The 25575-nt window shown below is 43.6% G+C and carries 28 protein-coding genes; 3 read left to right on the forward strand and 25 right to left on the reverse strand.

The genetic code is table 11. From position 1 onward, the window contains the following. Nucleotides 1–31: 31 nt before the first annotated feature. The 9 genes from HMPREF8578_RS11180 to cdaA all read right to left on the reverse strand — a co-directional run bounded on the left by HMPREF8578_RS11180 (nucleotide 32) and on the right by cdaA (nucleotide 9056). Nucleotides 32–643 carry a hypothetical protein gene (locus HMPREF8578_RS11180; protein ID WP_025168845.1) on the reverse strand — a complete coding sequence of 204 codons (612 nt, stop codon included), beginning with the start codon at nucleotides 641–643 and terminating at the stop codon, nucleotides 32–34. Beyond that, a complete protein-coding gene (locus HMPREF8578_RS11185) occupies nucleotides 640–2508 on the reverse strand; it encodes an ABC-F family ATP-binding cassette domain-containing protein (protein WP_001279095.1) in 1869 nt (622 codons plus the stop codon). The genes HMPREF8578_RS11180 and HMPREF8578_RS11185 overlap by 4 nt, the downstream gene beginning before the upstream one ends. Then, nucleotides 2505–3704 (reverse strand): CCA tRNA nucleotidyltransferase, encoded by a 1200-nt coding sequence (locus HMPREF8578_RS11190; protein WP_002893401.1) that lies wholly within the window; start codon nucleotides 3702–3704, stop codon nucleotides 2505–2507. Before HMPREF8578_RS11190 ends, HMPREF8578_RS11185 begins: the two co-directional genes overlap by 4 nt. Beyond that, complete coding sequence (dapB, locus tag HMPREF8578_RS11195) at nucleotides 3701–4468, reverse strand: 4-hydroxy-tetrahydrodipicolinate reductase (protein WP_000027879.1); 768 nt, start codon at nucleotides 4466–4468, stop codon at nucleotides 3701–3703. Before dapB ends, HMPREF8578_RS11190 begins: the two co-directional genes overlap by 4 nt. Nucleotides 4469–4732: 264 nt before the next feature. Then, nucleotides 4733–5581: a DegV family protein gene (locus HMPREF8578_RS11200; protein WP_000762164.1), complete on the reverse strand. Its 849-nt coding sequence runs from the start codon at nucleotides 5579–5581 to the stop codon at nucleotides 4733–4735. 2 nt (nucleotides 5582–5583) lie between these two features. Continuing rightward, entirely contained in the window at nucleotides 5584–5958 is a 375-nt protein-coding gene (locus HMPREF8578_RS11205) for a DUF1149 family protein (RefSeq protein ID WP_001050092.1), read from the reverse strand. Between the two features lie 73 nt (nucleotides 5959–6031). After that, nucleotides 6032–7384, reverse strand: a complete 1353-nt coding sequence (glmM, locus tag HMPREF8578_RS11210) for a phosphoglucosamine mutase (RefSeq protein ID WP_000521462.1) — start codon at nucleotides 7382–7384, stop codon at nucleotides 6032–6034. A gap of 30 nt (nucleotides 7385–7414) precedes the next feature. Further along, on the reverse strand, nucleotides 7415–8212 hold the full coding sequence (locus tag HMPREF8578_RS11215) for a CdaR family protein (RefSeq protein ID WP_001230932.1): 798 nt from the start codon (nucleotides 8210–8212) through the stop codon (nucleotides 7415–7417). Then, on the reverse strand, nucleotides 8199–9056 hold the full coding sequence (gene cdaA, locus HMPREF8578_RS11220) for a diadenylate cyclase CdaA (protein ID WP_001010159.1): 858 nt from the start codon (nucleotides 9054–9056) through the stop codon (nucleotides 8199–8201). The genes HMPREF8578_RS11215 and cdaA overlap by 14 nt, the downstream gene beginning before the upstream one ends. A 136-nt stretch (nucleotides 9057–9192) precedes the next feature. Between cdaA and HMPREF8578_RS11230 the strand changes: the two genes are divergently transcribed. Next, nucleotides 9193–10161 carry an NAD(P)/FAD-dependent oxidoreductase gene (locus HMPREF8578_RS11230; protein WP_000081027.1) on the forward strand — a complete coding sequence of 323 codons (969 nt, stop codon included), beginning with the start codon at nucleotides 9193–9195 and terminating at the stop codon, nucleotides 10159–10161. Nucleotides 10162–10193: 32 nt separating this feature from the next. On the opposite strand, the gene whiA is transcribed toward HMPREF8578_RS11230, so the two are convergent. The 10 genes from whiA to HMPREF8578_RS11280 form a co-directional block, all read right to left on the reverse strand. After that, complete coding sequence (gene whiA, locus HMPREF8578_RS11235) at nucleotides 10194–11105, reverse strand: DNA-binding protein WhiA (protein WP_000011266.1); 912 nt, start codon at nucleotides 11103–11105, stop codon at nucleotides 10194–10196. Continuing rightward, a complete protein-coding gene (locus HMPREF8578_RS11240; RefSeq protein ID WP_001231052.1) occupies nucleotides 11102–12079 on the reverse strand; it encodes a YvcK family protein in 978 nt (325 codons plus the stop codon). Before HMPREF8578_RS11240 ends, whiA begins: the two co-directional genes overlap by 4 nt. Further along, nucleotides 12076–12966: an RNase adapter RapZ gene (gene rapZ / locus HMPREF8578_RS11245; RefSeq protein WP_000592578.1), complete on the reverse strand. Its 891-nt coding sequence runs from the start codon at nucleotides 12964–12966 to the stop codon at nucleotides 12076–12078. Before rapZ ends, HMPREF8578_RS11240 begins: the two co-directional genes overlap by 4 nt. Nucleotides 12967–13017: 51 nt before the next feature. Beyond that, entirely contained in the window at nucleotides 13018–13398 is a 381-nt protein-coding gene (locus tag HMPREF8578_RS11250; RefSeq protein WP_001140420.1) for a RidA family protein, read from the reverse strand. Between the two features lie 9 nt (nucleotides 13399–13407). Then, nucleotides 13408–13995, reverse strand: coding sequence for a ribosome biogenesis GTP-binding protein YihA/YsxC (gene yihA / locus HMPREF8578_RS11255; protein ID WP_000422595.1), 588 nt, complete (start codon nucleotides 13993–13995; stop codon nucleotides 13408–13410). Nucleotides 13996–14003: 8 nt separating this feature from the next. Continuing rightward, on the reverse strand, nucleotides 14004–15236 hold the full coding sequence (gene clpX / locus HMPREF8578_RS11260) for an ATP-dependent Clp protease ATP-binding subunit ClpX (protein WP_002874765.1): 1233 nt from the start codon (nucleotides 15234–15236) through the stop codon (nucleotides 14004–14006). A gap of 31 nt (nucleotides 15237–15267) precedes the next feature. Next, nucleotides 15268–15438 carry a hypothetical protein gene (locus HMPREF8578_RS11265; RefSeq protein ID WP_000442252.1) on the reverse strand — a complete coding sequence of 57 codons (171 nt, stop codon included), beginning with the start codon at nucleotides 15436–15438 and terminating at the stop codon, nucleotides 15268–15270. Then, nucleotides 15438–15944, reverse strand: a complete 507-nt coding sequence (locus HMPREF8578_RS11270; RefSeq protein WP_000162305.1) for a dihydrofolate reductase — start codon at nucleotides 15942–15944, stop codon at nucleotides 15438–15440. Before HMPREF8578_RS11270 ends, HMPREF8578_RS11265 begins: the two co-directional genes overlap by 1 nt. Nucleotides 15945–16062: 118 nt before the next feature. Next, nucleotides 16063–16737 carry a (d)CMP kinase gene (cmk, locus tag HMPREF8578_RS11275; RefSeq protein ID WP_000849415.1) on the reverse strand — a complete coding sequence of 225 codons (675 nt, stop codon included), beginning with the start codon at nucleotides 16735–16737 and terminating at the stop codon, nucleotides 16063–16065. A gap of 9 nt (nucleotides 16738–16746) precedes the next feature. Further along, nucleotides 16747–17256, reverse strand: a complete 510-nt coding sequence (locus HMPREF8578_RS11280) for an SAG1386/EF1546 family surface-associated protein (RefSeq protein ID WP_000410188.1) — start codon at nucleotides 17254–17256, stop codon at nucleotides 16747–16749. Nucleotides 17257–17301: 45 nt separating this feature from the next. On the opposite strand from HMPREF8578_RS11280, the gene HMPREF8578_RS12500 reads away from it, so the two are divergent. Continuing rightward, nucleotides 17302–17505: a ferredoxin gene (locus HMPREF8578_RS12500; RefSeq protein WP_002874767.1), complete on the forward strand. Its 204-nt coding sequence runs from the start codon at nucleotides 17302–17304 to the stop codon at nucleotides 17503–17505. Between the two features lie 75 nt (nucleotides 17506–17580). Here the strand turns inward: HMPREF8578_RS12500 and HMPREF8578_RS11285 are convergent, their stop codons facing one another. From HMPREF8578_RS11285 to HMPREF8578_RS11310, 6 genes are all read right to left on the reverse strand, one after another. Further along, a complete protein-coding gene (locus tag HMPREF8578_RS11285) occupies nucleotides 17581–18546 on the reverse strand; it encodes a glycosyltransferase family 2 protein (protein ID WP_025168846.1) in 966 nt (321 codons plus the stop codon). 1 nt (nucleotide 18547) lies between these two features. Continuing rightward, entirely contained in the window at nucleotides 18548–19567 is a 1020-nt protein-coding gene (gene galE, locus HMPREF8578_RS11290) for a UDP-glucose 4-epimerase GalE (protein WP_001156546.1), read from the reverse strand. Nucleotides 19568–19668: 101 nt separating this feature from the next. Beyond that, on the reverse strand, nucleotides 19669–20772 hold the full coding sequence (locus tag HMPREF8578_RS11295) for an NAD(P)/FAD-dependent oxidoreductase (protein ID WP_000754686.1): 1104 nt from the start codon (nucleotides 20770–20772) through the stop codon (nucleotides 19669–19671). Nucleotides 20773–20788: 16 nt separating this feature from the next. Beyond that, nucleotides 20789–21586, reverse strand: coding sequence for a Nif3-like dinuclear metal center hexameric protein (locus tag HMPREF8578_RS11300; protein ID WP_000881140.1), 798 nt, complete (start codon nucleotides 21584–21586; stop codon nucleotides 20789–20791). Continuing rightward, the gene (locus HMPREF8578_RS11305) at nucleotides 21573–22250 is read right to left on the reverse strand and encodes a tRNA (adenine(22)-N(1))-methyltransferase (RefSeq protein WP_002893405.1); all 678 of its coding nucleotides are present in this window, start codon (nucleotides 22248–22250) and stop codon (nucleotides 21573–21575) included. The genes HMPREF8578_RS11300 and HMPREF8578_RS11305 overlap by 14 nt, the downstream gene beginning before the upstream one ends. Nucleotides 22251–22351: 101 nt before the next feature. Next, the gene (locus tag HMPREF8578_RS11310; protein ID WP_025168847.1) at nucleotides 22352–24688 is read right to left on the reverse strand and encodes a cation-translocating P-type ATPase; all 2337 of its coding nucleotides are present in this window, start codon (nucleotides 24686–24688) and stop codon (nucleotides 22352–22354) included. Between the two features lie 132 nt (nucleotides 24689–24820). Between HMPREF8578_RS11310 and HMPREF8578_RS11315 the strand changes: the two genes are divergently transcribed. Next, on the forward strand, nucleotides 24821–25570 hold the full coding sequence (locus tag HMPREF8578_RS11315; protein ID WP_000500178.1) for a lysophospholipid acyltransferase family protein: 750 nt from the start codon (nucleotides 24821–24823) through the stop codon (nucleotides 25568–25570). The last annotated feature ends 5 nt before the right edge of the window (nucleotides 25571–25575 follow it).

The raw sequence follows: 25575 nt of genomic DNA on the forward strand, positions 1-25575 counted from the left end.
TTTTGATTATTCTACTTTAAGCAAAGACAGACTATGACGGTTTGGAAGATTTGCTTTTCGAAGCTTGTTTTGCCTCTTTTCTTGCTTGATGATTTTGTTCGATACGCCATTCTCTTTCATAGTACTTCATGGCCTCATAGACCCTTTCAGGAAGTCCTACATCTAGTAGAAAGATAGGGATAATTAAGTCTGCTGACGGATAAAAAGGGAGAATCCTTCTCTTCAGCTGAGTTAGAAAGAATTGGGATTTCACATTTTCCTTGTTTTTAAAATAGACTTCAATCCGATAAGAATCCCTATACTTCCCTCGAATCCGAGAGAAGGAAAAGTCCTCTACATCTGCCCAAGCGTAGAAATGACTAGGTTTCTTTGGATTTTGTTTGTAGTAAAACCCCTCGACAGTACATCTCAAATACTCCTTATCCAAGCTTAACAGTCTGTATGTCTGATAAATGACTACTCCAGCACAAAAGAGGACAAGCAGTATTAATAACAGACTTATCGTATGAAGTCTGGTTCCCTTTTGCGAGTACAAATGGAGATAAGAGAGAGGTAGCAAGAAAAAAAGCACTGAAGTCAAGCCAAACAAGGCATTCCAAATGATTTTCTTGGGACTACGTTTAATGACTTTTTCTTCCATCACGCCAACTCACTTAGGTATTCATAACGTTCGTATTTTTCAAGGAGTGCTTCGTTTTTCTCATCGAGTTCTTTTTGAAGAGTAGCTAGTTTACCAAAGTCAGAGCCGTTTGCCTGCATTTCTTCTTCAATGACAGCGATACGATTTTCCAAGGCTTCAATATCCCCTTCAATGCTTCCCCACTCCTGCTTTTCTTGGTAGGTCATGCGTTTCTTATCTTCACGGACCTTGACCACTTTTTCCTTTTCGGCCTTTTGAACTTGATTGGCCATATCAGTTTCAAAGTTTTTTTCATCAAGGTAGTCGGTGTAATGACCAAAGAAAGGACGAATCTTGCCATTCTCAAAGGCGAGAATCTTGGTCGCTACCTTATCCAAAAAATAACGGTCGTGGCTAACTGTCAAGACAGGACCTGCAAAGCCCTGCAAGAAATTTTCCAAGACTGTCAAAGTCGCAATATCTAGGTCATTGGTCGGCTCGTCCAAAAGAAGAACATTGGGTTTTTCCAAGAGCAATTTGAGAAGATAAAGGCGTTTTTTCTCTCCACCAGACAATTTCTCAATCAGGGTTCCATGCGTCGAACGTGGGAAGAGAAACTGCTCTAGCAACTCTGCAATGGAAGTCGTAGAACCACCACTGGTCTTAACCTCTTCTGCTACTTCCTGCAGGTAATTGATAACCCGTTTGCTTTCATCCAAACCTTCAATTTGTTGAGAGAAATAGGCGATGCGAACCGTCTCACCGATGATCACTTGGCCTTTAGTAGGCTCAAGACTTCCTGCGATGAGATTAAGCAGAGTTGACTTCCCGACACCGTTGTCCCCAACGATTCCGATACGGTCTTTGGCTTGCACCAAGAGATTAAAATCATGCAAAATGGGCTTGTTTTCATAGGCGAAGGAAACATTCTGAAACTCGATGACTTTTTTCCCAATCCGACTGGTTTCAAAGTTCATAGTCAAGTCTGTATCAGCAACGCCACCTGAAACTTCTTTTTTCAAATCGTGGAAACGATTGATACGGGCCTGTTGCTTGGTCGCACGGGCCTGCGGTTGTCTACGCATCCAGGCTAATTCTTGCTTATAGAGTTGTTCCTTTTTGTGGAGAAGTGCTGCATCACGCTCATCTTGTTCAGCCTTGAGGCGAACATAGTCCTGATAATTTCCCTGATACTCGGTCAAGCCTGCTCGGTCCAACTCGAAAATCCGCGTTGATAGTGCATCTAGGAAATAACGATCGTGGGTGATAAAGAGAACGGTCTTCTTGGAATTTTTCAAAAAAAGAGTCAGCCACTCAATGGTCGCAATGTCCAGGTGGTTGGTTGGCTCGTCCAGAAGCAAGAGGTCGTGGTTTCCTAGGAGAACTTGCGCCAACTGAACCCGTCTTCTCAGACCGCCTGACAATTCACCAACCGGAGTCGACAAGGCCTGAATACCTAGCTTGCTGAGGACCGTCTTGACCTGGCTTTCAATTTCCCAAGCTTGGAGAGAATCCATCTCTGCCATGACCCGTTCCAAACGAGCCTGCTTGTCCTCACTGTAGTTGAGCATGATTAACTCATACTCACGAATCAACTGGATTTCCTTGAGGTCGCTAGAGAGAACCGTATCCAAGACCGTCTTGCTATCATCAAAATCAGGATCCTGGGTCAAGTAGCCAATCTTATAGTCATTCTTTGCCGAAAAGGGACTGACATCCCCATCAAAGCCAGAAACGCCAGAAAGGACGTCTAAAAGGGTGGTCTTACCCGTTCCATTAACACCAATCAGACCAATTCTATCCAAGTCATGGATGATAAAAGAAATATCCTTAAAAACGGTCTTGTCTCCAACGGATTTGCTTAGTTTTTCAACGATAAAATCACTCATTTTTTCTCCCTCAGGTAAGCATGGATTGCTTGACGATCATTTTCCAACTCTCCATCGACAATGGCAAACTCAATCTCTGTTAAAATCTCTCCCAAGTCTGGTCCTGGCTGGTAACCATATTCCTTAATCAAAATTCCACCATTAATCTGGATTTCTTTCTTATCATGAATGGTCAAACTCTGGTAAGTTTCTGTGATAGCTTGTGGATTAACTGCTTTTCCTTGAGCCTGACGAAGACTTTCAGCTTGTAGAAGGGAATCCAAGTCAAAGCGGTAACAATCACGCTTGCTCAAATCTCCCTTTTCACGCAAAGCTAAAATAGTCAGTAAATCCTGAACCTGCTTGGCAAACTGGCGTGAGGTTTTCCATGCCTTCAAAAATGGCTGTGCATCTTTAATCTCCAAAGCCCACAATAGAGCCGCCCAGGCTTGTTCAGAAGATTCAAAAGTGAAATCCGCCTCCAAATCAAACAGTTTGTTGAGCTTGTCCTGGCTCCCTGCCATGTCTGGAAGATAGGCATAAGCTCGACTCTCAATCATGGAAGACAGACCAACTCGCCAAAAAGGTGCCAGCAAGAGTTTATCAAACTCAACGAAGGTGCGCTCCACAGAAATTTTCTCCAAGAGCGACGTCAAAGTCTTCATCGCCTCAAAAGTTTCTGACTCAAGTTTAAAACCGAGACTGGCCTGAAAACGGAAACCACGCATAATCCGCAGAGCATCCTCGTTAAAACGTTCACTAGCCACTCCAACTGCTCGCAAGACTTGGTTTTCCAAATCCTCTAAACCCTGAAACAAGTCAATAATTTCGCCTGTCTCATCCAAGGCAAAGGCGTTGACTGTAAAATCACGGCGCTTGAGGTCTTCTTCTAGCGAACGCACAAAGGAAACCGCACTGGGTCTGCGATAGTCCACATAGACATCTTCGGTCCGAAAGGTCGTCACTTCATATTCCTCGTCCCCATCTAAAACTAAAACAGTTCCGTGCTCGATTCCAATATCGGCTGTTCGCGGAAAAATCTGCTTAGTCTCCTCTGGATAAGAAGAAGTCGCAATATCCACATCGTGGATGGGACGATTGAGAAGGGCATCTCGAACAGAGCCTCCAACAAAATAGGCTTCAAAGCCTGCTTCTTTAATTTTTTCTAATACTGGTAAAGCCTTCTGAAATTCAGAAGGCATTTGCGTTAATCTCATAATAAGTGTTCTAATCCATAGACAAGCTCATGACGCTTGACAACTTCTTTGATTCCCAAATTGACCCCTGTCATGAAGGAGCTGCGATCATAGGAGTCATGACGAAGGGTCAATCCTTCTCCCTGATTTCCAAAGATGACTTCTTGATGAGCTACCAAGCCTGGTAGACGAACTGAGTGGATCCGCATGCCATCAAAGTTAGCACCACGGGCACCAGCAATCAATTCTTCCTCATCAGGCGCACCTTGTTGGATAGACTCTCGCACTTCCGCCATCAGCTCAGCCGTTTTAATAGCTGTTCCGCTCGGAGCATCTTTTTTCTTGTCATGATGGAGCTCGATAATCTCCACATTTGGGAAATATTTGGCAGCCTGCGCCGCAAATTGCATAAGCAAGACAGCTCCCAAGGCAAAATTAGGGGCAATCAAACCACCCAAATCTTGTTCACGGGAAAATGCTTTTAGTTCAGTAATTTCTTCACTAGTGAATCCTGTTGTTCCTACGACAGGAGCAAAGCCATTTTCAAGAGCAAAGCGTGTATTTTCGTAGGCAACGGCTGGTGTAGTAAAGTCTACCCAGACATCCGCTTCAAAACCAGCCAAGTCAGCCTTATCATTAAAGACAGGAATCCCCTGCCACTCTGACTCAGACTCAAAAGGATCCAAAACTGCGACCAAGTCCAAGTCTGGATCAGCCAAGACCATCTGACATGCAGCTTGGCCCATCTTCCCCTTAAAACCGGCAATAATTACTCGAATACTCATCTCTACTCCTGTCTAAGATACAAAGCCTGTAAGAACACAAAGTGAAAATAGGAGTTCTGATCAAGGAGTGTCTACTCCTTGGAAGAACTATCTTTTTCACACAGGGTTCCAGGCGTGTTCAATTATCAAGATACAAAGGACGTTAGCTGCCCATGAAAAATAGGGAATGGCGCTGACTTTCCATGAAAGGCAAGACAGGCATCTTTTTTCAAGAGGCAGGTAGGCCGTGTTCAATTTCTAAGATACAAAGCCTGTAAGAACAATTTAGACGATTGGTGTATAGCTCAAGGCGATACTACCTTCTCCAAGGTGGGTCCCAATGACACTACCAAAGCTGACAATTGGAATTTCAGCAGTCACACCACTATCCATCAAAAGCTGACGTAAATCCGCTGCCTTTTGAGGAGCATTGCCATGGATGACTGTTATACGGTAGTTCCCATCTTTTGTCAACTCCTTGATGATTTCCACCAAACGTTTAATTGCTTTCTTTTCTGTACGAACTTTTTCGTAAACTTCAATCACACCTTGGTCATTAAAGTAAAGGATAGGCTTGATACTGAGGAGATTTCCTAAGATAGCTGCTCCATTTGACAAACGTCCTCCCTTAACCAGGTGATCGAGGTCATCTACTATGATAAAGGCTGAATTATCAGCAATTTGAATCCCCAACTTCTCCTGAATCTGGGCAAAATCATCACCTTGTTCTGCCCATTCAAAGGCACTCTCCACCATAAATCCGAGAGGGGAACTTGTGATATGGGTATCTGGAAAGGCAATGGTCAAGCCATCATACTCATCCAACATGTATTGGATGTTCTGATAAAAGCCTGAAATTCCTGACGAAAGAAAGAGTCCTAAGACATGGGTATAACCCTCGTCTTTCAAAGAACTAAGAATCTCATCCAATTTGGCAATACTTGGTTGACTAGTTTTAGGCAATTCTACAGACTGAGCCATTTTTTGATAAAATTCCTCAGCAGTCAGATTGACACCTTCAACATACTCCTCTCCATCAATATTGACAGGAATATCCAAGATAAATAGATTCTCTCTTTGCAGCGTCTTCTCCTCTAAATAGGCTGAAGAATCTGTAATGACAGCTAATTTCATGACTAAAACTCCAAATTGATCCCTGGAAGATCCAAGGCGATTTCTGTTACTTCATACGTCAAACGATTGAGCATGTTCAAACATGGACGTGCCAAGGTTTCGACTTCTTCTTGGTTAAATTCGCTTGGTTCGTTGACAATGCGACCTTCCACATGGTTAACTTGAGAAATTGTTCCGCTGATGACAAATTTGTCAAAGACAATCATGAAACTCAAGATAACGACTAAAGAAGTCACTTGGTTTTCTTGGTCATGTTGGAGCAACTGAAAGTTCACGTCTACCTTGGTTTCAGGAGCTCCATTTTCATTTTCCCATTCAAAGTTACGAGCATCAAAGTGATACTGGCTAACAAATTCTTGTTCTCGTTTAAGATTCATTTTTCTCTCCCATTGCTACAATTTACTATGCAATTGTACCACATTTTTATCATTTCATCTAGTTTTCTAGGCTTTAGTCAATTCCGATTTCATCTTTAACAACAGCAGCAATTGTATCTACGTAGTAGTTAACTTCTTCTGTTGTTGGGGCTTCTGCCATGACGCGCAAGAGGGGTTCTGTTCCACTTGGGCGGACAAGGATACGACCGTTCCCTACCATTTCCTCTTCCATCTTTTCGATGATAGTTTTAATGGCTGGTACTTCCATGGCTTTTTCTTTCATGGCATTTTCCACTCGGATATTGACCAGTTTTTGTGGGTAAATCGTCACTTCTGATGCCAGTTGAGACAAACTCTTACCTGTTTCTTTCATGATTTTAGTCAATTGAACAGCTGATAATTGACCATCACCAGTTGTATTGTAGTCCATCAAGATAACGTGACCAGACTGTTCACCACCAAGGTTGTAGCCTGATTTTCTCATTTCTTCAACGACATAGCGGTCACCAACAGCAGTCACTACCTTGTTAATGCCAGCACTCTCCAAGGCCTTATGGAAGCCAAGGTTAGACATAACCGTTGTCACGATGGTGTTTTGAGCCAACTGGCCTTTTTCAGAAAGGTATTTACCGATGATATACATGATCTTATCACCATCGACGATCTCGCCATTTTCATCGACAGCAATCAAGCGGTCACTATCTCCGTCAAAGGCCAAACCAATAGCTGACTGGCTTTCTTTAACCACTTCTTGAAGAGCTTCTGGATGTGTAGAACCTACATTCAAGTTGATATTCAGACCATCTGGTGTCTCCCCAATAACAGTTATTTGAGCCCCAAGGTCTGCAAAGATTTGACGAGCACTCGTAGACGCTGCACCGTTTGCTGTGTCCAAGGCCACTTTCATTCCTTCAAGAGGAGTTCCAGTTGAAACAAGGTAGCCTTCATACTTACGTAAACCTTCTGGATAGTCCACTAAGGTTCCCAAACCTTCGGCACTTGGACGAGGAAGGGTGTCTTCTGTAGCATCTAGCAAGGCTTCGATTTCTGCTTCTTTTTCATCATCAAGTTTGAAGCCATCCCCACCAAAGAATTTAATTCCATTATCAAGGGCTGGGTTGTGACTAGCGGAAATCATGACAACTGCACTGGCTCCCTCAGTTTTGACCAAGTAAGCTACTGCTGGTGTTGCAAGGACACCGAGTTTGTAGACGTGAATCCCTACAGAGAGGAGACCTGCCACTAAGGCTGATTCTAACATTTCTCCTGAGATACGTGTATCACGTCCTACAAAGACTTTAGGGGCTTCTGTTTCGTGTTGGCTAAGAACATAACCACCAAAACGTCCCAGTTTAAAGGCCAATTCTGGCGTCAGTTCTACGTTTGCTTCTCCACGGACTCCATCGGTCCCAAAATATTTACCCATTTTATTTATCATCCTTTTCTACTATTTTATTTAGTCCTGTTTAGACGAGTCTGGTTTCGTTTCTGAACTCGTTGAAGACGAACTGCTGGTTGAAGAGCCCGTTGACGAGGTCGTTGACGAAGAACTCGAGCTAGACGATACTGTTTTAGTTGTAATTTTCATTGTAGTGTCAAATGGCATAATGACGCTTGGCAAGACATTTCCATTTTTATCAACTGCTTGTAGTGGAACAGAGGCCGAGTAGTTACCTGTTATCCGTTCACTCGTCGGCAAGATGGCAATGACACGATCTACTCTAGAGAGAGTTTCCTCGTCACTAATAACCGTTACTTTTTCATCTGACACAGTGACTGTATCAATTTTCACACGAGAATCAATCTGACTAGGATCAATCTCCGGCACAACGATTACATTGTCTCGTTTTGCTTTTTTTCCGACTTTGACTGTTATCTTTTGCGGTGTCGCAACAGCCGTCAAACCACTCGGTAAATTTTCAATAGTCAGAGGAACTTCGATGGTTCCTACACTGGCATTGGTTAAGTCAGCTTTGACCTTGAATTTCCGAGTGCTTTCCTGCATTTCACTCGCCAAAGCAACTCTGTTTGACCCTGTCAGAAAGACAGTCACTTCAGAGGTAAAGCCACTAATAAAGTACTGATCGCTGTCGTACTGAATATCGATTGGGACATTGAGTACCGTATTGGTATAGGTTTCTGTCCTCACCTGTCTGGCACTGTTGCTATTCTGATAGTTTGTTGAAGTCGCATAGATAAAGAGGATGCAGGCGAAAAAGAAGGAAGAAATAATATAAAGACTATTTTTTCTCATGTTTCAATCCTCCTAGCAAACGCTCTTTCAGACCTTGTTTTTTCTCGGATGTTGGAAGCAAGATTCTTCTTAACTCCGATTCAAACTCTTCCAGGGTCAAATCATGCTTAAAGACTCCATTATAGGTGATTGAGATTCCGCCTGTTTCCTCTGAAACCACAAAGGTAAGAGCATCCGATACTTCTGACAAACCAATCGCTGCCCTGTGACGTGTCCCAAACTCCTTGGAAATTCCTGTATTTTCAGTCAGGGGTAGGTAGGCTGAAGTTACGGCAATCCGATCTTCTCTGACAATGACCGCTCCATCGTGCAAGGGAGTATTGGGGATAAAGATATTGATCAATAACTCAGAGGAAATCTTAGCATCTAGAGGAATCCCAGTTGAGATATATTCCTGCAAGGTTCTCACGCGCTGTACCGCTACCAGAGCACCAATTTTACGGGGGCTCATGTACTCGACTGATTTGACAAAGGCACGAACCATTTGCTCTTCCGCACTAATAGGGGCATTGTAGAAGAAATCCGTAGCCCGGCCCAATCGTTCCAAACCAGTCCGAATCTCTGGTGAAAAAATAACCACAGCTGCGATAACCCCGTAGGTGATGATCTGATTGATCAACCAGGAAATGGTTGTCAAACCAATCATATTGGACAGAATCTGACCTAAAATAAAGACCAGGACTCCCCGCACCAATATCATGATTTTGGTCCCTGCAATCGCTTTGGTAAAATGATATAAAATATAAGTCACAATGAGAATATCAATCAGATTGGTGACTATTGTCCAAGGGCTTGAAAACAAACTCGTCCAGTATTGCAAATTGGATAATGGTAGAAAATTCATCCCTGGCCTCCTCCCTGTCAAAACACTTTCTGTACCATTATACCATTTTTTGCCCATTTTTTCCCTATCCTACCTCATTTTAAATTAAGCAAAAATATGATAAAATAAACTGACTAGAAAAAACGAAGGAGAAATCATGTCTCAACTCTACGATATTACTATTGTAGGTGGCGGTCCAGTCGGGCTCTTTGCTGCCTTTTACGCCCACCTACGCCAAGCCAAAGTCCAAATCATCGACTCCCTTCCCCAGCTAGGTGGCCAGCCCGCCATCCTCTACCCTGAGAAGCAAATCCTTGATGTACCAGGTTTTCCAAACTTAACCGGGGAAGAATTGACCAATCGCTTGATTGAACAGCTAAACGGCTTTGAAACACCTGTTCACCTCAACGAAACCGTTCTTGAAATCGAGAAACAAGATGAAGGATTTAGCATCACAACCAACAAAGGAAAACACCTGACTAAAACAGTTATCATTGCCATGGGTGGCGGCGCCTTTAAACCACGTCCGCTCGAACTAGATGACGTCGAGAATTATGAAAATATCCACTACCACGTTTCCAACATCCAGCAATACGCTGGTAAGAAAGTGACCATCCTTGGTGGTGGGGACTCAGCAGTAGACTGGGCTCTGGCTTTTGAAAAGATTGCCCCAACTACTCTCGTTCACCGTCGAGATAATTTCCGCGCCTTGGAACACAGTGTGCAAGCCTTGCAAGAATCATCTGTAACCATCAAGACACCGTTCGTCCCTAGCCAACTCCTTGGAGATGGTAAAACACTCGACAAACTAGAAATCACCAAAGTCAAATCAGATGAAACCGAAACGATTGAAGTAGACCATCTCTTTGTCAACTATGGTTTCAAATCATCTGTTGGCAATCTTAAAAATTGGGGCCTAGACCTCAATCGTCACAAGATTATTGTCAATAGCAAACAAGAGTCTAGCCAAGCAGGTATCTATGCTATCGGCGACTGCTGCTACTATGAAGGTAAGATCGATTTAATTGCTACAGGACTGGGTGAAGCTCCAACAGCTGTTAACAATGCCATCAACTACATTGACCCAGAGCAAAAAGTGCAACCAAAACACTCGACCAGTTTATAAGAAAAGAACCACGAATCAACTGATTCGTGGTTTTATAGTTCATCTGCGATCTTGTTTATTTTTCTGAGTCTGTGGTTGACACCACTTTTGGTCAGGGGATTGCTCAAGCTATCTGCCAACTGCTGGATAGAGTAGTCCGGGTGCTGAATCCGCAACTGCGCTACCTCTTGCAAATCCACGGGTAAATTTTCCAAACCCATTCTATCTTTGATTTTACTGATATTATTGATGGTCTTCATACTAGCAGAAACCGTTCGAGCAATATTAGCTGTCTCGGCATTATTAGCCCGATTGAGATCATTACGGGTTTCACGCAAAATCTTGACGCGCTCAAAATTATCACGCGCCTGCATAGCCCCAATTACGATCAAGAAATCCATGATGTCCTCTGCACGCTGGAGATAGGTAACTGCACCTTTCTTTCGCTCAATAACCTTGGCATCCAGTAAAAATTGCTGGAGGAGAGAGGCTAGTCCTTGGGCGTGGTCTAGATAAACGGAACTGATCTCCAACTGGTACTTGCCAGACTCCGGATCTCGGATGCTACCATTTGCCAGAAAGGCCCCACATAAGTAAGCACGACCAGCCTCCTCATCTGCTAAGATATCGGGATCAATGCCCGTCTCCAAACCAAAGAAGGAATCCGCAAGCCGCAAATCAGCTAAAAGCTCCTGCACCCTCTCATCTGTATAGACCGTATAGACACGATTCTTGCGAAGATTGCTTCTCTGATGGTGACGAATCTCTGACTTGATATCATAAAAATGGAGAAAGGACTCATAAAGGTGCCGAGCCAACTTGGCATTTTCGGTCACGACGGACAAGGTCAATCCTGAAGTCGAGAGACCGATACTGCCAGACATCTTGATGATGGCAGACAATTCATGACGACTGAGATGGTGTTGACCAAGAATTTCCTCTTTTACTGCAACTGTAAAACTCATTTTCTCACCTGTATAATCCGCATCAATTCGTCTACAATCAAATCGCCATCATGGAAGGCTCCTCCATTTTCCAAACGAAGGAAGTTGGATGAAATCACACGAGGAACCTGCTTGCAAAGACCAGCAAAGTCATGCTCTACCTGAACCAAATATTCATCAAAACGGTTGGTATCCATGTATTCTCTAGGAACCTTCTCGATATTAACCAAGACCGTATCAATAAAAGGCCGACCTAAGTGTCGATGGAGGACTTCCACGTGGTCACTGTCTGAAAAGTGCTCTGTTTCCCCACGCTGGGTCATGATATTGCAGACATAGGCGATCTCTGCCTTAGTATCCAAGAGAGCCTGCCCAATCTCCTCAATGACGATATTGGGCAAAATCGATGTAAAGAGGGAACCAGGCCCCAAGACAATCATGTCACTCTCGAGAATGGTATTGACTACTCGACGGCTGGCTTGCGGTGTTTCATCATCCAAGGTATTGGTCACATAGACATGGTCGATCATGCCTGGATGATCTGCAATGTGGCTCTCACCTGCCACCTCAGAACCGTCTTTAAAGACTGCATGCAGTGTCAAAGGCTGATCGCTTGAGGGGTAGATTTTTCCTGTTGTGTGGAAAAAGAGACTTAGCAGCTGCATGGCATTGTAAGTGGACCCTTGCATTTCAGAAAGTCCTGCTATAATGATATTTCCTAGAGGATGACCTGCAAAAGCACCAGCGTCTTCTGAAAAGCGGTACTGAAAAACCTTCTCATAAAATTTAGGCATATCCGACATGGCTACCAGGACATTGCGAAGATCTCCTGGTGGTGTCAGCTGTTGGATATTCTTTCTTAGTTCACCAGAAGAGCCACCATCATCAGCTACCGTTACGATGGCTGCGATATCCACATCCTTTTCTCGCAAGCTTTTCAAAATGACGGGGATACCTGTTCCTCCACCAATTACCGTTATCTTTGGTTTTCTCATGAACGGTTTACCGTTTCCTTTCTTCTGTCTTTGTCACGATGGCTTTCATTGACAGGCCAGTTTTTAGCAAGGTCCTCAGCTATGCGCTTGGCAAAGGCCACACTACGGTGTTGTCCACCTGTACATCCTACTGCAATGGTTAAAACAGACTTGCCTTCTTTTTTGTAACTTGGCAAAATGGGCTCAATCAAGGCGAGCAAGTGCTGATAGAAACTTTCAGACTCTTCATGATGCATCACATAGTCATAAACTGCTTGATCCTCACCTGTCTGATTACGAAGTTCAGGGAGGTAGTATGGATTTGGTAAGAAACGGACATCAAAAACCAAGTCTGCATCGATCGGGATACCATACTTGAATCCAAAAGACATGACCTCGATACGAAAAGACTGGGCTTGTTCTTGGTCTGAAAATTGCTCTGCAATGGTTTTACGAAGTTCACGAGGAGTGAGTTCTGTCGTATCCACCACATTTTGACTCATATTTTTCAAAGGTGCTAAGAGTTCACGTTCCAGCTTGATGCCATCTAAAATCCGACCATCAGCAGCTAGAGGGTGACTTCTTCTAGTTTCCTTATAGCGTGCCACCAATTCCTTATCTTTTGCATCCAAAAAGAGAATTTTAAAATCCAAATCGTCTTGGTTTTCCAATTCATCCAAAACAGCCTGAATCTCTGAAAAGAAGGAACGGCTCCGCATATCGACTACTAGGGCTAACTTATGGTCATCATCCTTGGTCTCTACCAACTGCAAAAACTTTGGCAAGAGGGCTGGTGGCATATTGTCAATAGTGAAATATCCTAAATCCTCGAAGGACTGAATGGCTACCGTTTTCCCTGCGCCACTCATCCCTGTCACAATCACCAGGTGAAGTTGTTTCTTTATCATCTATCTCTCCTTATATCAAAAAAAGTTTGGCAGAGCCAAACTTCAACTAGCTTATCCAATCTCTGCGATCACTTCAATTTCGACTTTTACATCACGAGGAAGACGTGCAACCTCTACAGCTGAACGAGCTGGGAACTCCTCTTTAAAGGCAGTCTGGTAAACCTCGTTAAAAGGAACAAAGTCATTCATATCGCTCAAGAAGCAAGTTGTTTTAACAACATGGTCAAAGTCTGTTCCTGCTTCAGCCAAAATAGCACCGATATTTTTCAAAACTTGTTCGGTCTGTTCTTGGATCGTTTCTCCTACAATTTCTCCAGTTTCAGGAGATAGAGGAACTTGACCACTAGCAAACAAAAGATTGCCAACGATTTTCCCTTGAACATAAGGTCCGATTGCTTTTGGAGCTTTGTCTGTATGAATTGTTTTTGCCATTTCTTTCCCTCACAATTTTTCTAATATTGCATCCCAAGCCTGATCCATCCCTGCCTTGCTGACAGATGAAAAGAGGATGAAATCGTCACTTGGATCAAAGTTTAATTTCTTTTTGATTGCTGATTCGTGCTTATTCCACTTACCACGGGGAATCTTGTCCGCCTTGGTCGCAACGATGATAACCGGAATCTCATAATATTTGAGAAATTCGTACATCTGCACATCATCTGCTGACGGGTCGTGGCGGAGATCCACTAGACTAACCACGGCACGGAGATTTTCACGAGTCGTTAAGTATTCCTCAATCATGCGCCCCCACTTTTCACGCTCCTTTTTGGAAACGCGGGCATAGCCATAACCAGGCACATCCACAAAGCGCATCTTGTCATCAATGTTGAAGAAGTTGAGTAACTGGGTCTTCCCAGGTTTTCCTGATGTACGAGCAAGATTTTTGCGGTTCAACATGGTGTTGATAAAGCTAGACTTGCCGACATTTGAACGCCCTGCAAGGGCAATCTCTGGCAGGTCATCCTGCGGATAGTGGGACTTGTTTGCCGCACTGAGCAGGATTTCAGCATTGTGTGTATTAAGTTCCATAGTCACCTCTAGGCTGTTTCTAGGATGGGTTTTTCCGTTCCATCGACAGCTTCTTTTGTGATGCGGACCAATTTCACATTTTCTTGACTTGGCACTTCAAACATAACATCTAGCATGGTTTCTTCGATGATTGAGCGAAGACCACGCGCACCAGTTTTGCGTTCAATAGCCTTATTGGCTATTTCCTGAAGAGCTTCATCGTCAAATTCCAACTCAACATCATCATAAGAAAGCAAGGTTTGGTATTGTTTCACCAAGGCATTTCTTGGCTCTTTCAAGATGCGAACCAAGTCATCGACCGTCAATTGCTCAAGAGCAGCAAAGACAGGCAAGCGTCCAATCAACTCAGGGATAATACCGAATTTTTGAATGTCTTCAGCGATGATTTCTTGCATGTAAGAGCTGTTTTCGTCAATCGCCTTGTTATTTTGGCCAAAGCCAATAACTTTTTCACCCAGACGTTGTTTAACGATTTCTTCGATGCCATCAAAAGCACCACCCACGATAAAGAGGATATTTTTAGTATCCACCTGAATCATCTCTTGTTGTGGATGTTTGCGTCCTCCTTGAGGCGGCACGCTAGCGACAGTTCCCTCGATAATCTTGAGAAGGGCTTGTTGTACACCTTCACCCGAAACATCACGTGTGATCGACACATTCTCGCTCTTCTTGGCAATTTTGTCAATTTCATCTACGTAGATAATCCCACGTTCTGCACGTTCGATGTTAAAGTCAGCAGCCTGCAAGAGTTTGAGGAGGATATTTTCTACGTCCTCACCCACATAACCAGCCTCAGTCAGAGCTGTCGCATCTGCAATAGCAAAAGGCACATTCAAGCTCTTAGCCAAAGTCTGAGCCAAGAAAGTTTTCCCAGAACCAGTTGGGCCAATCATCAAGATGTTTGACTTCTGCAAATCCACATCTTCTGACTCTTCACGCGTATCATGGAAATTAATGCGTTTATAGTGATTGTATACAGCCACTGCCAAGGCACGTTTGGCACGATCCTGACCAATCACATAGTGGTTTAAGATATTTAGGAGTTCGATTGGTTTTGGTACTTCAGACAAGTCTGCCAAAACTTCCTCGGCCAACTCCTCCCGAATGATTTCCTGGGCCAACTCCACACATTCATTACAGATAAAGGCGTTGTTCCCAGCGATTATTTTCTTTACTTCTTCTTGGCTTTTGCCACAAAATGAGCAATAAACCATCATATCATTTTTCCTATTTGTAGGCATGATTTCCTTCCATTCTAATTTATCATTCTATCTAAAATAAGGTCATATAAAAAGCGTGGACACTGTTGACCAGATTGGTAAAAGCATTCAACCAGAGTAAGGCAGACAGTCCATAGCGCTTCTTACGAAAAGCCTGTGCTCCAGTCAAAATACAGATCACACACAAAAAAGCTGTAAAAAATCCAAATATACTGCGCTCCATTAGACTTCCTTTCTATCTCGGTATTCGATGGTAAAATCATAGTCGTTTTTCTCATCTCGGGTATAAGATTTGCTTGCAACTGTCTCAAAACGAGACAAGTCAAACTCCTCAGGAAAATAGGTATCTCCCTCCACCTGAGCATGAATCTGTGTCACGATGATTCCATCTAAATACGGCTCAAAAGCCTGAAAAATCTGCTTTCCGCCAATGATATAGAGATTTTTTTCCTGACTCTGATACCACGCTAAAACAGACTCCACATCTTGAAATACGAGCGCACCATCTATGATTTCTTCGCTATTTCGCGTTAAAATCAGGGTTTGCCGTTTTGGAAGCAGACGACGTCCCATGCCATCAAAGGTCACTCGTCCCATCAGTATAGCATGATTTAAAGTTGTTTCCTTAAAATGTTGCAACTCTGCTGGCAAATGCCAAGGGAGACGATCTTCCTTCCCAATCACACCTTTTTCATCTTGGGCCCAAATGGCTATGATTTTCTTTGTCATGCTTCCGTCCTTTTTATTGATACTACTATTTTATCAAAATTCTCCCAAAAAGGCTGTTTTGAAACGCGCGCAAAAGAGAGAAAAGGAGCAGGCTTCATTTAGCTTGCTCCTCTCGTCCCTAGGACATATATTTTTTTGCTTCTGATTCGATTTTTTCGACCACTTCTTGGATACTTAGTCCAGTTGTGTCAAGATAAACTGCATCCTCAGCCTGTCTGAGAGGAGAGGTTTCACGATGACTATCCTTGTAGTCACGCGCAGCAATCTCTTCTTTCAACGTTTCCAAGTCAGTCTCAATCCCTTTAGCAATATTTTCCTTGTATCGACGCTCTGCTCTTTCTTCAACAGAAGCCACTAGGAAAATCTTGAGTTCAGCTTGTGGTAAAACAACTGTCCCGATATCACGCCCATCCATGACGATACCACCTTGCTGAGCAATCTCTTGCTGGAGCGAAACCAGTTTCTCACGCACTTCAGGAATGGCAGCAATGCTTGAAACCTTGTTGGTCACTTCATTTTCACGAATCGGATGCGTAATATCAACATCCCCTACAAAAACAAGCTGTTCTCCAGTTTCTGAACGTCCAAAACTAATGGGGTGTTGGTTAAGAAGCTCAAGAAGTTGGTCTACATTTCCTGCATTCAACTGGTGTTTGAGCGCTATATAAGTCGCAGCACGGTACATAGCACCCGTATCGAGATAAGTGTAACCAAAATCTTTAGCGACAATCTTTGCGACCGTACTCTTACCACTCGAAGCTGGACCATCGATAGCAATTTGAATTGTCTTCATGACCGACTCCTATCTTGTCTTAATCACATCACCTGGGTTGGCAAACCAAGATCCAGATGACATGTGAGAAGGATTTAGGGCTTCTAGCTGGGCAATGGAAATCCCTGCACGTTGAGCAAGAGCTGCTTCTCCCTCTCCAGGCTGTACTGTAAGTGTTCCTTCACCCTCTGTAGTATGTTCTTCCGAACTGCTCTGTGAAGGTGTTGATTCAGAAGAAGTTGTTTCCTCTACCTTGCTACTTGAAGATGATGATGCTTCCACTTTAGAACTTGCACTTGTAGAAGGAGACGATGCATCATAGAAGTCCTTCAAAGATGAAGTACGATTGCTTCCACCGGTTGATAGGTAAATCAATACAACTACCATAGCTACAACAATTACAAAGAAGAGGCTAGCTAGAACCGTTAAGACACGATTCGCAACAACGCCTTTCCCTTTTTGTTTCCGGTGTCGACGCTCTGATCTTGTTTCTTCCTCATTGTTTTCGTAAATATCTTCTTGCCACGGTTCTTTTTCCATATCTTACTCCTTGTTTTTTTTACATTTTCTTATTACAATATAAATATGAAAGTCACACTTATACCCGAACGGTGCATCGCCTGCGGGCTTTGCCAAACCTATTCTGAACTCTTTGATTACCATGATAATGGAATCGTTCGATTTTACGATGATCCAGTCGAATTGCAAAGAGAAATCGCTGAGACCAGCGATGTTCTGGAGGCCATCAAAAATTGTCCTACAAGAGCACTTCTAAAAGATCCATCGTAGGAAGCAGGAAATTAATGTTATTGATTTTTTCTCATTTTTCCCACACTTACTAGTTTAGCATATTTCTAGGTAAAATTATAGTCTTTTTTGGTTATTTTTTCCTTCAATAATAGAAAGGTCACTTTTTTCTTTGACGAGATAGAGTGGTCTTTTTTTGGTCTCTAGATAAATCTTACTAATATACTTACCGAGAATCCCAATCGTCAGGAGTTGAATCCCTCCAAGAAAGAGAATGACAGCCATCAAAGAGGTCCAACCGGATGTCGGATTTCCCAAGATAAGAGTCCGAAACACTACAAAAAATGTCATCACAAACGAAAGAAAACAAGATAGAAGTCCCGCTACAAAGGCTATACTCAAGGGGAAATCTGAAAAGTTAAGAATCCCTTCAATCGAGTAGAAAAAGAGTTGTCTAAAACTCCAACTGGTCTTGCCAGCCTGTCGTTCAACGTTTGGATAATCAAGATAGTGCGTTTTAAAACCCACCCAGGCAAAGAGTCCCTTAGAAAAACGATTGGATTCGGTCAGTGTTAAAATAGCATCTACCACAGACCTTCTCATCATGCGAAAATCACGGACACCTGAGGGCAAGGCTACTGGGCTGATTTTTTGCATGAGGCGGTAAAAGAGGTCAGCACAGAGACTGCGGAAAAAGGGTTCTCCCTCCCGACTAGTTCTCCGTGTCCCAACACAGTCTATGTCTGCATTTTGGTCTAATAAGGCTTTCATCTCAAGTAGCATACTAGGAGGATCCTGAAGGTCTGCATCCATCACGACCACCAAGTCTCCAGTTGCATGTTGCAAGCCTGCGTATAAGGCTGCCTCTTTCCCAAAATTTCGTGAGAATGAGACATAACGGACCGCAGGATTTTGCTCCCGATAGGCCTTCAAAAGCTCTAAGGTCCCATCGTTTGAGCCATCGTCTACAAAGACATATTCGACTTCTGCTCCCAAGTCAGGAAGCAGAGCTTCCACAGACTGATAAAAAAGAGGAAGTACTTCCTCTTCGTTTAGACATGGGACAATGATTGAAATCATCATCTTAGTCTTCAAATCCATTTGGATGCTTGCTTTGCCAACGCCATGCGTCTTCACACATTTGGGTGATGTCGAGTTCTGCTTCCCATCCGAGCTCTGCTTTGGCTTTTGCTGGGTCTGAGTAGCAGGCAGCGATATCACCTGGGCGGCGTTCTACGATGCGGTAAGGAATAGGACGTCCCACTGCTTTTTCCATATTTTGGATAATTTCAAGAACGGAGTAACCTTTACCAGTTCCAAGGTTATAAATGTTTAGACCTGAACCTTTTTGGAGTTTTTTCAAAGCTGCAACGTGACCTTTAGCAAGGTCTACGACATGGATATAGTCACGAACCCCAGTTCCATCTTCTGTATCGTAATCATCTCCAAAAACTTGTACTTGTTCTAGTTTGCCCACTGCTACTTGTGAAACATAAGGCAAGAGATTGTTTGGAATTCCGTTAGGATTTTCTCCCAAGTCTCCACTTTCATGCGCTCCGATTGGATTAAAGTAACGAAGCAAAACCACATTCCATTCTGAATCTGCCTTGTAGATATCCGTCAAAATTTCCTCTAACATCAGCTTAGTACGACCGTATGGATTGGTCACTGAAAGTGGGAAATCTTCCAAGATTGGAACAGTGTGAGGATCTCCGTAAACTGTCGCAGAAGAACTGAAGATGATGTTCTTACAGTTGTTTTCTTCCATAGCTTTTAGAAGACTGACAGTTCCAGCGATATTGTTGTCATAGTAGACAAGAGGGATGCGGGTTGATTCGCCAACAGCCTTCAGACCAGCAAAGTGAATGACACCAGTCGGTTCTTCCTGCTTGAAAATATCTCTGAGGGTATCTGTGTCACGGATATCTGCCTCATAAAAAGGAATCTCGACTCCTGTAATTCTCTCAACAACTTCTAAACTTTTACGATTGCTATTGACAAGATTATCCACCACAACGACTTGATGACCTGCTTGGATCAACTCAATAACAGTGTGGGTTCCGATAAATCCAGCACCACCAGTTACCAAAATCTTTTCTTGCATCTTTCTTCCTCGATTCTCGGATTATTTTTTCTTATTTTATCATTTTTGATAGGGAATGTCATTTGACATCCTAAACCACCTGCTAAAATTTTAGTAAAATCTTACTCGCTTTTTACTCGGTTGACATAGTTTGCAATTGGATAGTTTACTGGGTCCAAGGTCAACTCCTTGTCTTGGACCAGCTGGGCTAGATGGTAACCGATAATCGGACCAGTTGTGAGGCCTGATGAACCTAGTCCACTAGCCGCATAGACACCTGCCAATCCTGGTACCTGCCCAAAGAAAGGGGAGAAATCACTGGTGTAGGCACGAATTCCCACACGATCACCCGATGATTTCGCTTCTGCCAAGGCTGGATAGTGAGGCAAGGCCGCATCCTCCATTTGTTGGAGCAAGGTTTCATCTACCGTCAAGTCAAATCCCATATCATTTTCGTGGGTAGCGCCCAAGGACAATTTCCCACCTGCAAAAGGGATCAAATCCCACTCCCCTTCTGGCATGACAACAGGGTAAGATTTCATATCTTTGGTAAGTTGATAATCTCGTAGTTGTCCCTTTTGGGGGCGAACATCTACCTCATATCCTAAAGGCTCCAAAATGTCCCCCAACCAAGCTCCCGTCGCTAAAACAACCCGTTCAAACACCTCTTCGCCAATCTGGTAACCTGCTGCTAAAGGTGTCAGACTCATTTTTTCTTTGACCAGCTTGACTTGACTGGCTTCTAGCAAACGAGTCACTAAGAGGTGGCCATCTACTCTCGCTCCACCAGAAGCATAGAGCAGGCGGTCAAATCCTCGCAGACCAGGAAAGTAGTTATTAGCAGACGCTTGGTCTAGAATGGCTAATTGACCTATCAAGGGAGATTCTTCCCTACGCTGGAGTGCTAGTTCATAAAGTTCTTCTAGCTTGGATTCGTCCTTTTTCAAGAGGAAAACTCCCGAACGCTGGTAAAAGTCGATTTCCTGTCCTGACTTTTCTAAATCAGCCAACAAATCCACATAAAAGTCAGCTCCCAAGCGCGCCATCTTGTACCAGGCTTTATTACGGCGTTTTGAAAACCAAGGACTGATAATTCCCGCTGCTGCCTTGGTAGCCTGACCTTGACCATGGTCAAAAACAGTTATCTCTAAGTCAGTTTCTTTAGAGAGGTAGTAGGCAGCAGTTACCCCTACAATCCCTGCTCCAATAATGGCAACTTTTTTCATTTTCTTCACCTTCTAACTAGATATGGTGGAAAGGATTAGTCGATGCTTGGCTAGGTATGATATCAATGGCCCAATCCTTTTCTGCCTTCCATTGATTAAGGAGGTCAGCGATTTTTTCCACAAAAAGAATTTCGATATAGTGGCCTGGGTCCAGCGCCAACAAGCCATCAGACAGCATATCCTGTGCTGTATGGTAGTAGATATCACCAGTAATATAGACATCCGCCCCCTTTGCCAAAGCATCAGGATAGAAAGACTGACCACTACCACCGCAAATGGCAACTCTTGAAATTTCCTTCTTCAAATCACTCTTTTGATAATGCACCATGCGAAGGCTATCTAGGTCAAATACTTGCTTGACATGAATGGCAAATTCTTCATATGTTTGAGGCTGAATATTCCCAATCCGTCCAATCCCACGTTCTGAGCCAGTTTCCTGCAGATAAGTCGTCTCCTCAATGCCTAGCATCTGGCAGAACCAGTCATTTAACCCGTTATCAACAATGTCAATATTGGTATGGCTGACATAAACTGCGATGTCATGCTTGATCAGGTCGATGTAAATCTGATTTTGCGGACGGTTGGCTACCAAGTCCTTGATGGGACGAAAGATAGGCGCGTGCTTAACGATAATCAAATCCACACCCTTTTCAATGGCCTCTGCCACCGTCTCTTCTCGAATATCGAGGGCAACCATGACCCTTTGGATATCCTTGTCTAGAGTACCGATTTGCAGGCCACGACTGTCTCCCTCCATGGAAAATTCCTGAGGGCAAAAGGTTTCATAGCGTTTAATGACTTCACTTGCTAGCATGGAGTACCTCCTTGATGGCTTGAATTTTATCTACTAAAACTTGACGTTCTTCCATATTTTTTTCTGGAATTTGATCAAGGGCAAACTCTAACTTAGCTGCTTCTTTTTGCCACTTTTGAACGAAGACTGGGTTGGTTTCTTTGGACAAGAAGGGACCAAAGCGAACATCACTGGCTGATAGCTTCATTTGTCCCGCTTCTACAACTAGAATTTCATAAAACTTGCCTGCTTCTTCTAGGATGCTTTCTGCCACAATCTGAAAACCATTGTCTTGCAACCAAATGCGCAAGTCGTCTTCACGATTATTGGGTTGGAGGATTAAACGCTCTACATTAGCCAGCTTGTCCAAGCCTTCTTGCAATATGGTCGCAATCAAACGGCCACCCATACCAGCAATGGTGATAATAGAGACTTGGTCAACCTCTTCAAATGCCGCTAAGCCATTGGCTAAACGGACTTGGATTTTCTCCTTTAGACCGTGAGCCTCAACATTCTTGAGAGCAGACTGGTAGGGTCCTTCCACCACTTCCCCTGCAATGGCGCTTTTGATTTGGCCTCTCTCAACTAACTCGATGGGCAGATAAGCATGGTCACTTCCCACATCTAGTAAAATAGCTCCTTGTGGCACAAAGGAAGCTACCATTTCTAATCTCTTTGAAATCATCTTCTCTCACTTTCCAAAACTCTATTACCTTTTATTATACCATATTTCGGCTAGCAATCTTGCACCTAAAAAGACCGCAATCCACAGATTGCAGTCTTTCTTTATTTTCTAGTTTGGTAACGACTAGTTAGAATGAAAATCACCGTAAAGATCAGCATCATGGCCCCATAAACAGGCAACGTTTGCCCTGTCAAGGTTGAAATTTCAAGCAACTTCTGGATCATTGGGAAGAGAGCTGTAGCTATGAAGCCTCCTACAGACCAGACAATCAAGAGAACACGCCAGAGGGTAAATGGCATGCAAGCTCTAAATACAGATAAGAAACCGATAGATCCAAGGAGATAATAAAGTAGGGTTGAGATTTCTAACTCAGACCAACCTTGACTCGCTCCAAATATTTTCACAAAAAGAACGCTAAAGACGACCATAAGGGCACTTGGTAGGGCACGTAGCATGGATCTTCTGAGGAAATTTGGCTCAACAGGCTTGATATTTCGCTCAAAAGTCAGAACGAATGGCGGGAAACCTTCCACGAACTGGTCAATCATGGTAATCTGGATTGGAATGAAGGGGAAAATCAAAATCCACTCAGACCGCCCTACTAAAACACTAGCAATACAAATCACCGCAAGCAAGAAGGAATAAATGGTCTTTATCAAGAAAATCGGAGCGATGTGGGCAATATTATTAACCACACGACGACCTTCAAAGAGAATCTCAGGAACATCATTAAAGTCTGAGTTCAAGAGAACCAGATTGGCAATCTGACGTGTCGCCGGATCTCCTTCTGCCATTACAATCGAACAGTCTGCTTCACGAAGAGCCAGAATATCATTGACACCGTCCCCTGTCATTGCCGTTGTATGCCCTGCTTTTTTCAGAGTTTGGATGATGAGTTTCTTTTGATGAGGGGAAACACGTCCGAAAATAGCTGTCTCTTCAGCCATGGCAATCAATTCCTCATCCGTGATTTTTGAACAATCTACATAGCTGTGATAGTCTACAAAGCCAGCTTTCTGGGCAATGCTGGAAACCGTAACTGGATTGTCGCCAGAGATAATCTTGAGGCCCACTTCCTGAGAACGGAGATAATCCAGCGTCTCAGCTGCTCCTTCTCGAATCGGGTCCAAGATTTCCAGCAAGGCCAGGGCTTGAATGTCAGACGGTTTCTGTGGTTTGTGATGATCTAGTTTTTCCTGACTAAGGGCTAAGACCAAGACACGTGAACCTCTCTCTAAAGCCTCTCTGGCTTCTGGGACTTCAGAGTCCAACAACATCTCAGGCGCCCCTAAGAAAACCGTTCCTAGCCCTTCTAATTCCATAGCTCCCCACTTGCGGTCGCTTGAGAAAGGAAGATTCGAGATCGCAGGATAGGCAACCTGTCCTTGGAAACGCTGGCGAATGGCTTGGGCTGTTGGATTTTTATCCTCACTGTGAGCTATGTAGCTGGTCAAAATGCTGGCAATCGCATGCTCACCATACTCTTCGGTCAAAGGAATAACTGCCTCCACCTGCATCTTTCCTTGGGTGATGGTTCCCGTCTTGTCCAAACAGAGCATATCCACTCGTGCCAAGGTCTCTACAGAGTACATCTCCTGCACCAAGACCTTTTTCAAGCCCAGCTTAATCACCGCAGTCAAGAGCGAAGTGATGGTCAAAAGGGCGATTCCCTTGGGCAACATACCCAAAAGGGCAGTCGATGAATTTACAACGGATGACTTGAGGGGCAAGCCTTTTAAAATAAAGGCTTCTAGCAGTAGAGCTAGACCAAAGGGAATGATAATCTTCCCAGTAAAACCAGCTAGCTTGTCTAGCGATTTCATGATACGGGAATTGATCGGTTTCACTGTCTTAGCTTCTAGCATGAGTTTGGCAGAATAGTTTTCTGCCCCGACATGGTGAACTTGAGCCAAAACTGCGCCACTGGCTAGGAAACTCCCTGATAAAAGCAAGGCATCCACTTCCTTTTGCACCAAATCACTCTCACCCGTCAACATAGCTTCATTGACTTCCGCAAATCCTTCCAGAACCAGGGCATCACTAGGAATCTGCTCTCCAGCAGACAAACGAATGACATCTCCTAGGACCAATTCTTCTGGATCGAGAGCGACTTCTTGACCATCACGAATGGTTCTGACCTTTTCCTTGGTCATAAGATTGAGCTTGTCTACCATGTGTTTGGCTCGCAGCTCGGTCACAATCCCAGAAAAAGCGTTAAAGCAAATAACGGCAAAGAAAACCAAATTGCTCCAAGCCTGCACAAAGGCCAGCGCGAGGGCAATAGCAAAGTTTAATGCGTTAAAAAGTGTAAAAACATTTCGTTTGAAGATTTGCCAAGTACTGGTACTGGCTGAAGCGGTAAAGTCATTGACCAAACCTTGAGCCTGTCTTTCCTTGACTTCTCTTTGGGTTAATCCCATAATCTTATTTTTATCCATAAATTCTATCATATCATTTTTTTTAAAAGAATTCTAATTCCATCTAAAACTGTTGGCTGATAACTGAAAAAGTTTGCCAGTAGTCTTTTGATAAGGTATAATAATAAAAGCAATACAATCGAAGGAGATCTCATGTTTTATACTTATTTGCGTGGACTAGTCATGCTGATCTTGTGGTCCATCAATGGCAATGCCCACTATCACAATACTGATAAAATCCCTAGCCGAGACGAAAACTATATCCTCGTCGCTCCTCACCGTACCTGGTGGGATCCTGTTTACATGGCCTTTGCGACCAAGCCAAAACAGTTCATCTTTATGGCCAAAAAAGAGCTGTTTAACAACCGTATCTTTGGCTGGTGGATCCGTATGTGTGGCGCCTTTCCTATCGACCGAGAAAAACCTAATGCCTCTGCCATCAAGTACCCTATCAACGTCCTCAAAAAAAGCGACCGCTCTCTCATCATGTTTCCAAGTGGGAGCCGTCACTCAAATGATGTCAAGGGTGGAGTTGCCTTGATTGCCAAAATGGCTAAGGTTCGCATCATGCCTGTTACCTATACCGGTCCCATGACCTTGAAAGGCTTGATTAGCCGTGAACGTGTGGATATGAACTTTGGAAATCCTATCGATATCTCAGACATTAAGAAAATGAATGATGAAGGGATTGAAATGGTTGCAGACCGTATCCAAGCAGAATTCCAACGTTTGGACGAAGAAACCAAGCAATGGCACAATGATCAAAAACCAAACCCACTCTGGTGGTTTGTCCGCATCCCTGCCCTTATCCTTGCAGTGTTTGTTGGTATCCTAACGATTATCTTTAGCTTTATCGCAAGCTTTATCTGGAATCCAGATAAGAAGAGAGAGACTCTTGGTTAAAAAAT

It is taken from the genome of Streptococcus oralis ATCC 49296, assembly GCF_000185265.1.
Lineage (GTDB): Bacteria > Bacillota > Bacilli > Lactobacillales > Streptococcaceae > Streptococcus > Streptococcus oralis_BC.

Excerpts from the sequence above, each read along its gene's own strand:
- HMPREF8578_RS11295 (WP_000754686.1), bottom strand. The coding sequence starts at position 20,772 with ATGAAAAAAGTTGCCATTATTGGAGCAGGGATTGTAGGGGTAACTGCT.
- HMPREF8578_RS11305 (WP_002893405.1), bottom strand. The coding sequence starts at position 22,250 with ATGATTTCAAAGAGATTAGAAATGGTAGCTTCCTTTGTGCCACAAGGA.
- HMPREF8578_RS11270 (WP_000162305.1), bottom strand. The coding sequence starts at position 15,944 with ATGACAAAGAAAATCATAGCCATTTGGGCCCAAGATGAAAAAGGTGTG.
- HMPREF8578_RS11310 (WP_025168847.1), bottom strand. The coding sequence starts at position 24,688 with ATGGATAAAAATAAGATTATGGGATTAACCCAAAGAGAAGTCAAGGAA.
- HMPREF8578_RS11280 (WP_000410188.1), bottom strand. The coding sequence starts at position 17,256 with ATGGAAAAAGAACCGTGGCAAGAAGATATTTACGAAAACAATGAGGAA.
- HMPREF8578_RS11215 (WP_001230932.1), bottom strand. The coding sequence starts at position 8,212 with ATGAGAAAAAATAGTCTTTATATTATTTCTTCCTTCTTTTTCGCCTGC.
- glmM (WP_000521462.1), bottom strand. The coding sequence starts at position 7,384 with ATGGGTAAATATTTTGGGACCGATGGAGTCCGTGGAGAAGCAAACGTA.
- rapZ (WP_000592578.1), bottom strand. The coding sequence starts at position 12,966 with ATGATAAAGAAACAACTTCACCTGGTGATTGTGACAGGGATGAGTGGC.
- HMPREF8578_RS11250 (WP_001140420.1), bottom strand. The coding sequence starts at position 13,398 with ATGGCAAAAACAATTCATACAGACAAAGCTCCAAAAGCAATCGGACCT.
- galE (WP_001156546.1), bottom strand. The coding sequence starts at position 19,567 with ATGCAAGAAAAGATTTTGGTAACTGGTGGTGCTGGATTTATCGGAACC.
- HMPREF8578_RS11315 (WP_000500178.1), top strand. The coding sequence starts at position 24,821 with ATGTTTTATACTTATTTGCGTGGACTAGTCATGCTGATCTTGTGGTCC.
- whiA (WP_000011266.1), bottom strand. The coding sequence starts at position 11,105 with ATGAGTTTTACAGTTGCAGTAAAAGAGGAAATTCTTGGTCAACACCAT.
- HMPREF8578_RS11265 (WP_000442252.1), bottom strand. The coding sequence starts at position 15,438 with ATGGAGCGCAGTATATTTGGATTTTTTACAGCTTTTTTGTGTGTGATC.
- HMPREF8578_RS12500 (WP_002874767.1), top strand. The coding sequence starts at position 17,302 with ATGAAAGTCACACTTATACCCGAACGGTGCATCGCCTGCGGGCTTTGC.
- HMPREF8578_RS11300 (WP_000881140.1), bottom strand. The coding sequence starts at position 21,586 with ATGCTAGCAAGTGAAGTCATTAAACGCTATGAAACCTTTTGCCCTCAG.
- HMPREF8578_RS11205 (WP_001050092.1), bottom strand. The coding sequence starts at position 5,958 with ATGAATCTTAAACGAGAACAAGAATTTGTTAGCCAGTATCACTTTGAT.
- HMPREF8578_RS11285 (WP_025168846.1), bottom strand. The coding sequence starts at position 18,546 with ATGATGATTTCAATCATTGTCCCATGTCTAAACGAAGAGGAAGTACTT.
- HMPREF8578_RS11200 (WP_000762164.1), bottom strand. The coding sequence starts at position 5,581 with ATGAAATTAGCTGTCATTACAGATTCTTCAGCCTATTTAGAGGAGAAG.
- HMPREF8578_RS11190 (WP_002893401.1), bottom strand. The coding sequence starts at position 3,704 with ATGAGATTAACGCAAATGCCTTCTGAATTTCAGAAGGCTTTACCAGTA.
- HMPREF8578_RS11185 (WP_001279095.1), bottom strand. The coding sequence starts at position 2,508 with ATGAGTGATTTTATCGTTGAAAAACTAAGCAAATCCGTTGGAGACAAG.
- yihA (WP_000422595.1), bottom strand. The coding sequence starts at position 13,995 with ATGGAACTTAATACACACAATGCTGAAATCCTGCTCAGTGCGGCAAAC.
- cmk (WP_000849415.1), bottom strand. The coding sequence starts at position 16,737 with ATGAAGACAATTCAAATTGCTATCGATGGTCCAGCTTCGAGTGGTAAG.
- dapB (WP_000027879.1), bottom strand. The coding sequence starts at position 4,468 with ATGAGTATTCGAGTAATTATTGCCGGTTTTAAGGGGAAGATGGGCCAA.
- HMPREF8578_RS11240 (WP_001231052.1), bottom strand. The coding sequence starts at position 12,079 with ATGAGAAAACCAAAGATAACGGTAATTGGTGGAGGAACAGGTATCCCC.
- cdaA (WP_001010159.1), bottom strand. The coding sequence starts at position 9,056 with ATGAATTTTCTACCATTATCCAATTTGCAATACTGGACGAGTTTGTTT.
- HMPREF8578_RS11230 (WP_000081027.1), top strand. The coding sequence starts at position 9,193 with ATGTCTCAACTCTACGATATTACTATTGTAGGTGGCGGTCCAGTCGGG.
- clpX (WP_002874765.1), bottom strand. The coding sequence starts at position 15,236 with ATGCCTACAAATAGGAAAAATGATATGATGGTTTATTGCTCATTTTGT.